Here is a 14508-nt window from a genome sequence, read left to right on the forward strand (position 1 = left end):
AAGAAACAGGCGAAAAAGCGGAGTTTAGTAAACTAAATGAGCATTTTTAGCCTGTTTTTGACGCGGTATTCGGCAACGCAGATAGATTTTCAACTACCTGCTAGGAGCGTGTTCAGTTCTCAGGTAACCACAACGGGCATCTCAGGATGCCCGTTGTCGTTTTCGGGCCGCGCTTCAACACGTCCCTTTATTGCCCGTTGCCATCCTGCCTGCCACGTTGCAGACTGCCCTTCATTCCACGGCACAAAGGGTATGGGCATGTCTGCATTTACCGGCTTTTCACCTGCACTGTTCCAGTTTCTGCAGGAACTGCGCAGCAATAACAACAAGGACTGGTTTGCCGACAACAAGGAGCGCTACCAGCAGCAGGTACAGCAACCGATGGTCGCGATGATGACCGCCCTGCAGCCGGGTCTGCAGGCCATCTCACCACACTTCCGGGTGATAGCCAAAGCCCATAATGGCTCATTGTTCCGTATCTATCGGGATACCCGTTTCGGTCATGACAAGACACCCTATAAAACCCACGCCGCCTGCCAGTTCCGCCACGCCGTTGGCAAGGATGTGCACGCCCCCGGCTACTATATTGAGCTGGCACCGGAACACGTTATCATCGCTGCAGGGATCTGGCTGCCACCCACGCCGGTGCTCAATCAGGTTCGTCAGCATATCGTCGAGCGGGCTGAGCAGTGGCAGAGCATCAAGACGGATGCAACGCTGACGGCGCTGCTTGGCGGGATCGAAGGTGAACAGCTGCGCGGCATGCCACGCGGTTTCAGTCAGGAGCTACCGCATCCGGAGGATGTGCGTCGCAAGAGCTTTATTGTCTCGACCACCTGGCTGCCGGAAGAGGCGCAACAGTCGTACTTCTTCGATGAACTGTTGCGTACCTATGCCGCGGCCAGCCCGTTCATGAGCTTTCTGTGCCGGGCGCTGGAGCTGCCGTTTTAAGCAGCCCGCCGTTTGGCGTAGACAGATTACTTATAGCTGGATCTGTCCCTCACTCCCCTGTAACAACTGGCCGATAGTCTGCTTGAGGACCGTACGCAGGGGCTCACGACGTGTGGCAGGATTAGTAACACCACGAATCATCATGCCCTCAAACAGCATGCATATGACGTCAACCCTGGCCTCCTGTTGCAGACGCTCCTGCTCATCCGTAGATGGCGGACCAAAAAACAGCAGCAGCAGACGTTGCCGCAATAGCTGATCCACTTGCCGTAACTTGGCGGCGATACGCTCGTTGCGTGATGCCTCGGCCGTCATTTCCAGCATCATCAGCGGATTACAGGAGGTGACACGCAAGGCATCTTCGACATCCAGCTGCGCCATCATGCAGTCGAGCATGTAATCGACATTCTGCAGACCGTTGGCCAAGGTATAGAACTGCTGCAGGTCGCGGTCGACGATGGCTTCGATGATGGCTTCCTTGCTATCAAAGTAGTGATAGACATGTCCGGGGCTCATTCTGGCCATTTTGGAAATCGCTGACATACTTGCTCCATGGAAGCCATGGGCGCAGAAACAATCTGTTGCGGCGTGGAGAATCTGACTACGGCGGGCTTCACTGCGACTTTCCTTATCGCTGAGAGCGGCGTGCTGACTGGCAGTGACAGTATTTTCACCCTGCGTGGGCGGGAGATTTTCGGTCATAAGCCCCTCTCTCATTGCTGTTGATATGTGTTGTTCCGGGATTGATCAGCCGGTTAGGGAAAAATAGAATGAACGAACGTTCATTCTAGTCTATTCGGTGCTTTGTTTCTCGTGCCGATGACGCCATAAGCAGACACCTTCATCCGGAGCAGGGATGCAACCCTCCCACCCGGTCGTGGCGGTCCACTGGCCCTGATCAGCTGGATATGTGTTCGCCGGGCCGTCCACTCATTCATTGCCAGGTTCAGACCGATCCGGCGGTGCTCATGACTGGACGATCAGGTCAGCGTGACAGCGCCAGTAAGAGTGTGAACCTCAGAACAATAAGACCCGTAGAGAAGAGTTAATCGCCAAGTTAGGAGCCAGCAGGCTCCTGCCTGCATTGCAGGGACGTGCTGACAGTGGCGGTCGGCACCGGCGCACAGAATCCGTTTTGACGACGCATTTAGAGGTGGCTTTATGCATGTAAATAGACGTACCCGACTGGCAGTGGCTGTTCTGGTCAGTGCCATGAGCGTGGTATTGAGCGGCTGTAACCAGCAGGAAGCAGCGGAGTCTGATCATCAGGCTCAGCAGGGAGGCGCACAGCAGCCGGTAGAAGTAGGGACCTATACCGTGCAGCCGCAGGCGGTCACGCTGACCACCGAGTTGCCAGGCCGTACCTCTGCCTATCTGGTCTCCGAAGTTCGTCCACAAGTGGGCGGGATCATCCAGAAACGTCTGTTTACCGAAGGTTCAGACGTCAAGGCCGGTGATGTACTGTATCTGATTGATCCAGCGACCTATGAAGCGGAGCTGGAGAGTGCCAAGGCGAATCTGGCCCGTGCCGACGCTAATGTCGAATCTGCGCGCCTGAAGGCCAAGCGCTACAAGGAGCTGGTGCAGATCAACGCCGTCAGTAAGCAGGATTACGATGATGCCGACGCCTCGCTGAAGCAGTCGTTGGCAGATGTAGCCGCTTACAAGGCCGCCATCCGCTCTGCCCAGATCAACCTCAACTACACCAAGGTCACCTCTCCCATTTCCGGTCGTATCGGCAAGTCATCCGTCACTCCCGGTGCGCTGGTGACTGCCAACCAGACCACTGCTTTGGCGACAGTCCAGCAGCTGGATCCGGTCTATGTAGACGTGACCCAGTCCAGCGTTGACCTGCTGCGCCTCAAGCGTGAACTGGCCAGTGGCCAGCTGAGCAAAGCCTCTGCCAGCGACGAAGCCAAGGTCAAACTGATACTGGAAGATGGCAGCCTCTATCCCAACGAAGGCAAACTGGCGTTCTCTGACGTGTCCGTCAATGAGAGCACAGGCGCGGTCACACTGCGTGCGGTATTCCCTAACCCCAACATGATCCTGCTGCCCGGCATGTACGTGCGCGCCGAGATCGAAGAAGGCGTGCGTGAGCAGGGTATTCTGGTGCCTCAGCAGGGCGTTACCCGTGACATCAAGGGCAATGCCGTAGCGATGGTCATCAACAGTCAGGGCATCGTGGAAGTACACACCCTCAAGACCAATCGCGCCATCGGCGACAAATGGCTGATCGATGACGGCCTCAAAGCCGGTGATCAGGTGATTGTCGAGGGGCTGCAGAAAGTCCGCCCAGGTGCACCCGCCAAAGGGATAGCGGCAGACCAGGCGCAAGCTGCTGCGGCTAAGCAAGGCTAAGGGAGAAACACATGGCTCGCTTTTTCATAGACCGGCCTATTTTTGCCTGGGTTATTGCCATCATCATTATGATGGCGGGCCTGCTGGCAATTAATACGCTGCCTATTGCCCAGTACCCCAGTATTGCGCCACCGGCAGTGACCATATCCGCCTCCTACACCGGGGCATCGGCGCAAACCGTGCAGGACTCCGTCACCCAGATCATCGAGCAACAGATGAAAGGGATCGACAACCTGCAGTACATGTCGTCGACCAGTGACTCGTTCGGTAACGTCTCCATCACCCTGACCTTCACCAACGGCACTGACCCTGACATTGCTCAGGTACAGGTGCAGAACAAGCTGCAGCAGGCCACCTCGCTGTTGCCACAGAAGGTTCAGCAGGCCGGTGTCTCCGTATCGAAGTCCTCAGCCAGCTTCCTGCTGGTAGCGGGCTTCTATTCCGAAGACGGCTCCATGAGCCAGACCGATATTGCTGACTATGTGTCCTCCAGTGTGCAGGACATTATCAGCCGGGTGCCGGGAGTCGGTGACGTTCAGCTGTTCGGCGCGCCCTATGCCATGCGCATCTGGCTCGACCCCAGCAAACTTAACAACTACAAGCTCACCCCTGCCGATGTCAGCTCGGCCATTGAAGCACAGAATGCTCAGGTCTCATCTGGCCAGTTAGGTGGCGCCCCCGCCGTACCCGGTCAGCAACTGAACGCCACCATTACCGCCCAGTCTTATCTGCAGACACCGGAACAGTTCCGTAAAATCCAGCTGAAAGTGGAATCCGACGGTTCCATCGTCCGTCTGGGTGATGTTGCCCGGGTGGAACTGGGTGCCCAGAGCTACGACGTGGTTGCCCGTTACAACGGCAGTGCGGCGGCAGGTCTGGGTATCAAGCTGGCAACCAATGCCAACGCGCTGGATACCGCCGCCGGTGTGAAGAAAACCATCGACGAACTGGCTCCTTACTTCCCGCAAGGTCTGAAGGCGGTGTTCCCCTATGACACCACCCCCTTCGTCAAGATCTCCATCGAAGAAGTGGTAAAGACCCTGGGTGAAGCCATCGTTCTGGTGTTCCTGGTCATGTACCTGTTCATGCAGAACTTCCGCGCCACCCTGATCCCCACTATCGCCGTACCGGTGGTGTTGCTGGGAACCTTCGGCGTACTGTCCGCCTGCGGATTCTCCATCAATACCCTGACCATGTTCGCCATGGTGCTGGCCATCGGTCTGCTGGTGGATGACGCTATCGTCGTGGTGGAAAACGTCGAACGTATCATGAGCGAGGAAGGCCTGCCGCCAAAGGAGGCCACCAAAAAATCCATGGGGCAGATCACCGGTGCACTGGTGGGTATCGCACTGGTGCTGTCGGCAGTATTTGTGCCCATGGCGTTTATGAGTGGCTCCACCGGGGTTATCTATCGCCAGTTCTCCATCACCATCGTTTCGGCCATGACCCTGTCGGTGCTGGTCGCCATGATTCTGACCCCGGCCTTGTGCGCTACCCTGCTCAAGCCAGTGGAAAAAGGTCACGGCCCCGGCCATGAGTACAAGGGCCTGTTCGGTCTGTTCAACCGCGGCTTTGACGGCTTCAACAAAGGTACCCAGAGTCTGGTGGGCGGCATGGTCAAGCGCGGCTTCCGCATGCTGCTGATCTACGCCCTGATCGTTGTGGGCGTGGGCTATATCTTTGTGCGTATACCCACGTCCTTCCTGCCGGATGAAGATCAGGGCATTCTGCTGGTGCAGGCCATCCTGCCCACTGGTGCCACGCAGGAACGTACGCTTGAGGTGATGAAGAAGGTCGAGCACCACTTCCTTGTGGATGAGAAGCGCAACGTCAACTCGCTGTTCACCGTCACTGGCTTCAGTTTTGCCGGCAGCGGTCAGAACATGGGGATTGCCTTCATCATGCTGAAGGACTGGTCACAGCGTAAGGCCGAAGCCGACAAGGTGCCTGCCGTTGCTGGCCGGGCCATGGGCGCCTTCTCCCAAATAAAGGACGCGCTGGTATTTGCCTTCGCCCCACCTGCGGTCATCGAGCTGGGCAATGCCACCGGCTTCGATTTCTACATTCAGGACCGTGGCAACCTTGGCCACGAGACGCTGATGCAGGCCCGCAATATGTTCCTCGGTATGGCCTCTCAGGACCCCCGCCTGATGGCGGTACGTCCCAATGGTCAGGAAGACTCGCCACAGTACAAGGTCAATATCGATCAGGAGAAGGCCGGTGCACTGGGGGTATCCATCGCCGACATCAACAATCTGCTGAGCGTGGCCTGGGGTGGTTCCTACATCAACGACTTTATCGACAAGGGCCGTATCAAGAAGGTCTATATGCAGGGCGATGCGCCTTATCGCATGCTGCCCAACGATATCAACCAGTGGTACGTGCGTAACAGCGATGGCGACATGGTGCCTTTCTCCGCCTTTGCCACCGCTGACTGGAGCTACGGCTCGCCGCAGCTGCAGCGCTACAATGGCCTTTCGGCCTACGAGATCATGGGACAGCCCGCTCCGGGCGTGAGCTCGGGGGATGCGATGAAGGCTGTGGAAGAGATCATGAGCAAGCTGCCAACTGGTATCGGCTATGAGTGGACCGGTCTGTCGCTGCAGGAGCAGATCTCCGGCAACCAGGCACCGATGCTCTATGCCATCTCCGTTCTGGTGGTCTTCCTCTGTCTGGCAGCCTTGTATGAAAGCTGGTCGATTCCGTTCTCCGTCATTCTGGTGGTACCACTGGGTGTTCTGGGTGCACTGTTGTTCACCGAACTGCGCGGGCTGTCCAACGACGTCTACTTCCAGGTGGGTCTGCTGACCACCGTCGGTCTGGCGGCGAAGAACGCCATCCTGATCGTCGAGTTCGCCAAGGAACTGCACGAGCATGGTATGAGCCTGATCGACGCCAGTATCGAAGCCATCCGTATGCGTCTGCGCCCGATCATCATGACCTCACTGGCCTTCGGCCTCGGCGTGGTGCCACTGGTTATTGCCAACGGCGCAGGCTCCGGCAGCCAGAATGCCATCGGTACCGGCGTTCTTGGTGGTATGGTGTCGTCTACACTTCTGGGTGTGATCTTTGTTCCGGTCTTCTTCGTCGTCATCAGCAAGGTGTTCGGCCGCAAGAAAGCCAAAGAGCAGGCCCCTACTCCCCGCATTGAGGAGAGCCATTAATATGATGCGAACTCTGCTCCCCCTGACCCTGGCGGTCAGCCTGGCGGGCTGCGCTAATCTGGCACCGGACTTCATGCGTCCGACCATGCCAGTGTCTGACAGCTGGCCGCAGGGTGCTGCGTACAAACCGCAGGACAGCAATCAGACCGACGTCTCCGAACTGGGATGGCGGGACTTTTTTACCGATACCAAGTTGCAGCAGCTGATTCAGCTGGCACTGGACAACAACCGTGATCTGCGTGTGGCCGTGCTCAATATCGAGCAGGCCCGTGCCACCTTCCGGGTACAGCGCGCTGCGCAGTTCCCGGCGGTGGACGGCAATGCCAGCAGCAGCCGGGCGCTGACGCCGGCAGACGTTGCCGGTACGGCGGATGCAATCCACAGCAGCACCTATGCGGTCAATCTGGGTATCAGCTCCTACGAGCTGGACTTCTTCGGGCGGGTACGCAACCTCAAGGATCAGGCACTGGAACAGTATCTGGCCACCGAAGAGGCCAAGCGTAACACCCAGATCAGTCTGGTATCGGAAGTGGCGACGGACTATCTGACACTGGCCGCCGACAAGGAGCACCTGCGTCTGGCCCAGGAAACCCTGAAAAGCCAGCAGGCCTCCTATGACCTGACCAAGCGCAGTTTCGATCTCGGTGTTTCCACCGAGCTGGATCTGCAACAGGCCCGTACCAGCGTGGAAACAGCGCGCTATGACGTGGCGGTCTACACCAGCAGTGTCGCCAAGGATATCAATGCCCTGCGTCTGCTGCTGGGCACCGAGATCCCGGCGGATCTGCTGCCTGATACCCATCAGGACACCACCACGCCGGTGACCGCGCTGCAGGATATTCCGGCCAGCCTGCCTTCGGCGGTGCTGCTCAAACGACCTGACATCCTGCAGGCCGAGCATCTACTCAAGGGCGCCAATGCCAATATCGGCGCGGCGCGAGCGGCGTTCTTCCCGAGCATCAGCCTGACCACCAGCTACGGTACTTCCAGTACCGAGCTGTCCGGGCTGTTCTCAGGTGGCAGCACCGCATGGAGCTTTGCACCGACAATCAACCTGCCGATTTTCAATGCCGGGAAAAATCAGGCCAATCTGGACTCAGCCAAGGCGCAACGGGATATCTACGTTGCCCAGTATGAGCAGTCCATTCAGACCGCCTTCAAGGAAGTGGCGGATGCTCTGGCCGATCAGGGCACACTGGATGAACAGGTGGCCGCCCAGCAGGCGCTGCTGAATGCGACCCAGCGCAGTTACGACCTGTCCGATGCCCGCTTCCGCAGCGGTGTCGACAGCTATCTGACCGTACTGGATTCGCAGCGCTCGCTATACACCGCGCAGCAGAACATCATCACAACCCGCCTGTCGCGTCTGACCAACATGATCACCCTTTACAAGGTACTGGGTGGCGGCTGGAAGGAGCAGAGCAACAACGAACCTCGTTGATACTCTGTTCAGCGTCACGCCAAGAACGTGATCACGATCTTAGAACGCCCCGCCATATCACTGCCGGGGCGTTTTTTTTGAATCTCAACACTCAGTCCGACTGCAATAATTCTGTTACCTGATCTTCGTAACCTCTTCGCATCATCCTGTGCGGCCGCATCTGCACATCCACAGCACAACCACGAAACATCTACAGAACAACAAGCACGTAGCTCGCACAGCCAGCCTAGGTTGCCTGCAACCTCATCGTGGCTGCGGCGGGCATCAACGGGTTCAGAAAAGGACGAAGCACATGAAGTACAGCCTGCTGGCACTGGCCATTACCCTGACCTCCGGCGCCGCTCTGGCCGACGTAGCCAAAGTGGAACAGTTCAATATCGAAGTGGCCAAAGCCGACTACGTGCCTTATCAGGGCGCCTTTGCCGAGCGTTTCCCCGGAGGCTTCACCACCGGCCTCGGTTCCGGGTTGCTGTTCAATGGCAAGCAGGCCGATGGCTCGCTGTCGTTTATTGCCATCACTGATCGTGGCCCCAACGGTGATTCACCGGTGCTGGTGCAGACCGGTAGTGACGGCAATGTCAGCAAAACCGCCAGCAAGATGTTCCCTGCCCCCGCCTTCGTACCTGCCTTCATGGACGTCACCCTTCGGGACGGTAAGGCCGTTGCCAGCAACAAGGTGGAACTGAGCGATGATCAGGGCAAGATCACTGGCCTGCCGCTGCCTGCCAATCTGATCGGCTCCACCAGTGAAGTGGCGCTCAGCGACACCCTCAGCGTGATAACCAGCGACAAGGCGAACGGTCTGGACAGCGAAGGCATCGTCAAGGATGGCAAGGGAGGTTACTGGATCTGCGATGAATACGGCCCGTTCCTGGTCCATCTGGATGGCAATGGCAAGATCACCCAGAAATTTGGCCCCGAGGCTGGTGCTGGCGAGAAAGCAGTCGCAGGCGGTCTGCCCAATATTCTCAAATGGCGCCAGCCCAATCGCGGTTTTGAAGGCGTGGCCTTTACCCCGGCTGGCAAGGTATATGGTGCTGTACAGAGCACCCTCGACATCAACGGTGAAACCCGCAAGGTCGCGCAGTTTACCCGTCTGGTGGAACTGGACCCGGCCACCGGCAAGACCCGCATGTTTGCCTATCCCATTGATGTCAGTAGCTACAAGCATCCGGGCGATGCCAAGATCGGCGATCTGGCCGCGCTGGATGACCATCGCTTCCTGATCATCGAACAGGGCAAGGGCAAAGATAAGAAGATGCACAATCTGGTCTATCAGATTGATCTGAGCCAGGCCTCAGACCTCAGCGAACTGAAAATCAACGGCAAGGAGCCTGAGTTCGCCAGCGCTGAGGAACTGCAAGCCGCAGGCGTGGTGATGGCCAACAAGACGCTGGTTGCCGATCTGCGTGCCAACGGCTGGCAGGTGGAAAAGGCCGAAGGTCTGGCTATCGTCGATGATCACACCTTTGCCGTGGCCAGCGACAATGACTTTGGTCTGTCCACGGAAGTCGTCAATGCCGTGGAAGGCGCCAAGGGTGCTGATGACTATCAGACCGATGGCAAGGGTGAGCTGATGCTGGACGGCAAGGCCGTCGCCAGCAAGGTAGAGCTGGAGCCGCTGAAAGGGGCTGAAGCCCATTCCGCACTGTGGATCTTCACCATGGACAAGGCGCTGTAAGCCATTGCCCTGACGCTGTCACTCATCGCCTCCAGAAGCGGGCTGAGTGACAGCAACCCCTCATTTATCCCACTGCTACATCCGCCGGTCGCAACCCCGACTGCGGTTACGGCAGAGTGGCCAGAATGGCCCCGACTCTGGCTTCCAGCTCATCAATCAACACCTCATCCATGTACTGATACTCATCGGGAATATCGAGCACATACAGCGGCTTATGCTCCAGCAAGCGGGCAAACTCCGCACGCAGGCGCTGCCTGTGCTTGCTTTCCATCACCAGAATCACGTCCGCCCAGATTACGTCACTGGCCGACACCGTTCGCCGCGCCTTCGGGCTGGTGCCTGCCGAGCGTACTTCATACCCTGAACGCCGTCGCCATAACTGTTCAGCCGTCGGGCTGCGCCATTGATTGCGACTGCAGATAAACAGCAGCTTCATCCTGAAGTCCCTTCATGAAGTTAACGCCGCTCAGTGTAGCCAAGCTGCGCCGCATTCCACATGGCTTGCCAATAAAACAGTTCACCAACACAAATAAAAAAGCGCAACCCGGCATAGCCAGATTGCGCTCAAAGCGAGTACTACCGTTGCAGGCCACCCGAGGGCTGGGTGGCCGGAACAGGTTGAGACTCGTACCGGTTTACCTCAGCCGATGGTCATCAGGCTGGCGTTACCACCCGCAGCGGCCGTGTTCACACTCAGGGCACGCTCGATATACAGGCGCTCCAGACTGAGGGAGGTTTCACCGCGGGCCAGACCATGGACACCGACGATGGGTCCGCTGCGCTTGGCAACCTGCTGGCAGACAGCACGCAGCTGGTCGGCATCACCGTGATGCAACACCGCATCAAACACCACGTCGTCTTTCTTCCAGTCAGCCACCAGGCTGATACGCGCCTGCACAGCGGCAGGCAGACGATCACGCAGACGCAGGGTCAGCTCAGACTGCGTCCACACTGCGCTGCTACCCACGGCCAGCACCGCCGCCAGCTGAGTCAGCAGATCACGCTCGTCCTCCGCCAGACACAGCACATGGTCACGCGGCAGGATCACATAGCTGTTACGCTCACCGGTCGGGCCGTCGAGCAGACGACTGATACCGGTCTGCGCTTCGGCAGCAAAGCCTTCACAGACGCTGACCAGCTCGGCAAAGTCCTTGCCCAGCCAGCTTTGCAGCGCCACCAGCGGATTGCCCTGCTTGTCCAGCATGGCTTTACGCAGACGGCTGTCGGCTTCAATGCGGGCATCGGCCGCCTTGAAGGTGGCACTGACTGCACCCGCAGGACGGGTCGCCAGCAGGCGATACAGATACAGCGGGCCACCGGCTTTCGGACCTGTACCTGACAGGCCTTCACCGCCGAAGGGCTGTACTCCCACCACGGCACCCACCATGTTGCGGTTGACGTAGAGGTTACCGGCCTGTGCGCGCTCAGTGACATGGGCAATGGTTTCATCAATACGGGTATGCACACCCAGGGTCAGACCATAGCCAGTGCCATTGATCTGATCCATCAGCTTGTCCAGATCCTTGCGCTTGTAACGCAGGACGTGCAGTACCGGGCCGAAGATTTCACGTTTCAGATCGCTCAGGTTGTCCAGTTCGATCAGTGTCGGCATCACGTAGGTGCCGTTCTTCAGCTCGTCAGTGTTGCTGATGGCAACCTGATAGACGCTGCGGCCCTTGTCACCCATCGCCTTGATGTGTGCTTCGATACCGGTTTTGGCTTCGCTGTCGATCACCGGACCGATATCCACATTCAGACGCTCGGGGTTACCCAGACGGCATTGCGCCATGGCCCCTTTAAGCATTTCGATCACACGATCTGCCACATCTTCCTGCACGCACAGGACACGCAGTGCCGAGCAGCGCTGACCGGCGCTGTCGAAGGCAGAAGCCACGACATCCGCAACCACCTGCTCTGCCAGAGCAGAAGAATCCACGATCATGGCATTCTGACCACCGGTTTCGGCGATCAGCGGCACCGGGCGGCCCTGGCTGTCGAGACGACCGGCCACGGAGCGCGACAGGATACCCGCCACTTCGGTAGAACCGGTGAACATCACGCCCTTGACGCGCTCATCACCGACCAGACGGGCACCCACGGTTTCACCGCGACCTGGCAGCAACTGCACAGCACCTTCAGGGATACCGGCTTCCAGCAGGATACGTACCGCCTGCGCCGCCACCAGCGGGGTCTGCTCAGCAGGCTTGGCCAGCACGGTATTACCCGCAGCCAGTGCCGCTGCTACCTGACCGGTGAAGATCGCCAGCGGGAAGTTCCAGGGGCTGATACATACCACCGGACCCAGCGGACGGTGAGTACCGTTATCAAAATGATCACGCGCCTGAGCCGCGTAATAGCGCAGGAAGTCCACTGCTTCACGCACTTCGGCAATGGCGTTCAGGTAAGTCTTACCGGCTTCACGCACCAGCAGACCCATCAGCTGCTGAATCTGGTTTTCCATCAGTTCAGCGGCGCGCTCCAGCAGGGCTGCACGTTCGGCGGGCTGAGTGGCCTGCCAGATCGGGCCGGCACTGATAGCGCAGTTCAGGGCGTTGTCCACATCTTCAATGGAGGCTTCCTGCACCTGACCAACCACGTCGCGACGATCAGAAGGATTCAGTACATTTTCACGAGCACCTTCGCTTGCCGTACAGCCCAGAATCGGGCCTGCCTGCCAGGCTTCGTTGGCACTGCTCAGCAGGGCGCTGGACAGCGAGGCCAGACGATGTTCGTTGGACATATCAATGCCGCTGGAGTTGGTGCGGGCAGCACCGTACAGCTCAACCGGGCTGGGAATACGTGGATGAGGCATACCTACGCCGCCTTCACGGGCAGCCATGGCGTCAACCGAGGTGACCGGATCGGCCACCAGATCATCAATAGAGACCGACTGATCGGCGATGCGGTTAACGAAGGAGGTATTGGCACCGTTTTCCAGCAGACGACGCACCAGATAGGCCAGCAGTGTTTCATGGGTACCGACAGGGGCGTAGATACGGCATGGACGGTTCAGCTTGCCATCCGATACCTTGCCGACCACCTGCTCGTACAGCGGCTCGCCCATGCCATGCAGACACTGGAACTCGTACTGACCGGGGTAGTAGTTCTGACCGGCGATCTGATAGATGGTCGCCAGAGAATGAGCGTTGTGGGTCGCGAACTGCGGGTAGATCGCCTCGGGCACGGCCAGCAGCTTGCGCGCGCAGGCGATATAGGACACGTCGGTGTAGACCTTGCGGGTATAGACCGGGAAGCCTTCCAGACCGTCGATCTGAGCACGCTTGATCTCGCTGTCCCAGTAGGCGCCTTTGACCAGACGGATCATCAGACGATGACGGCTGCGACGAGCCAGATCGATAACGTAGTCGATCACGAAGGGGCAACGCTTCTGGTAAGCCTGAATAACGAAACCGATACCGTTCCAGCCTGCCAGCTGTGGCTCGAAGCACAGACGCTCCAGCAGATCGAGGGAGATTTCCAGACGATCAGCCTCTTCGGCGTCAATGTTGATGCCGATGTCATACTGCTTGGCCAGCAGGGTCAGCGACAGCAGACGGGGGTACAGCTCGTCCATCACGCGGTCATACTGCGCACGGCTATACCGCGGGTGCAGTGCCGACAGCTTGATGGAGATACCGGGGCCTTCATAGATACCGCGGCCGTGAGAGGCCTTGCCGATGGAGTGAATGGCCTGCTCGTAGGACGCCAGATACTTCTGCGCATCGGCTTCGGTCAGTGCCGCTTCACCCAGCATGTCATAGGAGTAGCGGAAGCCGCGGGACTCCAGACGGCTGGCGTTGGCCAGTGCTTCACCGATGGTTTCACCGGTCACGAACTGCTCGCCCATCAGGCGCATGGCCATGTCCACACCTTTGCGGATCAGTGGCTCACCACTGCGGCCGATGATGCGGTTCAGTGAGGATGACAGACCGGACTCGTTGTGAGTCGATACCAGCTTGCCGGTGATCAGCAGACCCCAGGAGGCGGCGTTGACGAACATGGATGAGCTCTGGCCCAGATGCTGGCTCCAGTTGCCATTGCTGATCTTGTCACGGATCAGGGCATCACGGGTGGGCTTGTCGGGGATACGCAGCAGGGCTTCGGCCAGACACATCAGTGCCACGCCTTCCTGCGATGACAGGGAGAACTCCTGCAGCAGGCCCTGCACAATACCGGAGCGGCCACCCACATTTTTCTGATTGCGCAGCTTTTCTGCTACGTCATAAGCCAGCTTGTAGGCTGCTTTGGCCGTCGGCTCAGGCAGACGCGCCTGTTCCAGCAGCATGGCCACCATTTCATTTTCCGGACGACGGTAGGCCGCAGTGATGGCGGCGCGCAGCACGGACTGGGGCAGGATGCTTTCGGCAAAATCCAGGAACGGCTGACGACTGGTTTCCACCACGCCTTCCAGCACTTCCGCGCTATCGCTGCGCTCGGCAGCACTCAGCTCAGGCAGGGCTGCGCCGTTCTCCAGCTTCTCCAGATAACTGAAGATTGCCTGCTTGATCACCCAGTGTGGTGTACGGTCAATGGAACGCGCCGCTTCTTTGAGACGTTCGCGCGTGGCATCGTCAAGTTTAACCCCGAGGGTTGTGGTGGCCATGTGTATTCCTCTCGCTCTCCGGGCACATCATCAGGCCCTGGCATCACAGGTATAGGTGGCAAAGAATAGCGTGCAATCCGGCAAAAGAGCAACCAGGTGCAACCTTATTTTTCATCCTCCAACCGGTCGTTTAATAAAACGGAAACAAATCATATTTATCAATAAGTTAAGGATAAGATACTGATCAATAAGCCATTTTCATTAGACTAAAGTCGCAACGAAAAGCGCGTTTTTCCCTTGTACCTGCGACAGAATCTTGTTTAGCATCCGTGCCCTACAAAAATAACAGGTTGCACTAAATCCATCC

General features: G+C 58.2%; 8 protein-coding genes. 5 read left to right on the top strand and 3 right to left on the bottom strand.

Features of this window, described 5'->3' with window-relative positions:
• Positions 1-258: 258 nt before the first annotated feature.
• Positions 259-951 carry a DUF2461 domain-containing protein gene (locus WH50_RS22020; protein WP_165838519.1) on the top strand — a complete coding sequence of 231 codons (693 nt, stop codon included), beginning with the start codon at positions 259-261 and terminating at the stop codon, positions 949-951.
• A gap of 30 nt (positions 952-981) precedes the next feature.
• On the opposite strand, the gene WH50_RS22025 is transcribed toward WH50_RS22020, so the two are convergent.
• Positions 982-1653 carry a TetR/AcrR family transcriptional regulator gene (locus WH50_RS22025; protein WP_165838520.1) on the bottom strand — a complete coding sequence of 224 codons (672 nt, stop codon included), beginning with the start codon at positions 1651-1653 and terminating at the stop codon, positions 982-984.
• Between the two features lie 459 nt (positions 1654-2112).
• On the opposite strand from WH50_RS22025, the gene WH50_RS22030 reads away from it, so the two are divergent.
• The 4 genes from WH50_RS22030 to WH50_RS22045 all read left to right on the top strand — a co-directional run bounded on the left by WH50_RS22030 (position 2113) and on the right by WH50_RS22045 (position 9598).
• A complete protein-coding gene (locus tag WH50_RS22030; RefSeq protein WP_110189377.1) occupies positions 2113-3312 on the top strand; it encodes an efflux RND transporter periplasmic adaptor subunit in 1200 nt (399 codons plus the stop codon).
• Positions 3313-3323: 11 nt separating this feature from the next.
• On the top strand, positions 3324-6476 hold the full coding sequence (locus tag WH50_RS22035; RefSeq protein ID WP_110189378.1) for an efflux RND transporter permease subunit: 3153 nt from the start codon (positions 3324-3326) through the stop codon (positions 6474-6476).
• Between the two features lies 1 nt (position 6477).
• Positions 6478-7917: an AdeC/AdeK/OprM family multidrug efflux complex outer membrane factor gene (gene adeC, locus WH50_RS22040; protein WP_110189379.1), complete on the top strand. Its 1440-nt coding sequence runs from the start codon at positions 6478-6480 to the stop codon at positions 7915-7917.
• 292 nt (positions 7918-8209) lie between these two features.
• A complete protein-coding gene (locus tag WH50_RS22045; protein WP_110189380.1) occupies positions 8210-9598 on the top strand; it encodes an esterase-like activity of phytase family protein in 1389 nt (462 codons plus the stop codon).
• A 106-nt stretch (positions 9599-9704) separates the two neighbouring features.
• Here WH50_RS22045 and WH50_RS22050 read toward each other — a convergent pair whose 3' ends face one another.
• The gene (locus tag WH50_RS22050; RefSeq protein ID WP_110189381.1) at positions 9705-10034 is read right to left on the bottom strand and encodes a low molecular weight protein tyrosine phosphatase family protein; all 330 of its coding nucleotides are present in this window, start codon (positions 10032-10034) and stop codon (positions 9705-9707) included.
• A gap of 204 nt (positions 10035-10238) precedes the next feature.
• Positions 10239-14201, bottom strand: coding sequence for a trifunctional transcriptional regulator/proline dehydrogenase/L-glutamate gamma-semialdehyde dehydrogenase (gene putA / locus WH50_RS22055; RefSeq protein ID WP_110189382.1), 3963 nt, complete (start codon positions 14199-14201; stop codon positions 10239-10241).
• Positions 14202-14508: the final 307 nt, after the last annotated feature.

The organism is Pokkaliibacter plantistimulans, assembly GCF_003194385.1.
GTDB lineage: Bacteria > Pseudomonadota > Gammaproteobacteria > Pseudomonadales > Balneatricaceae > Pokkaliibacter > Pokkaliibacter plantistimulans.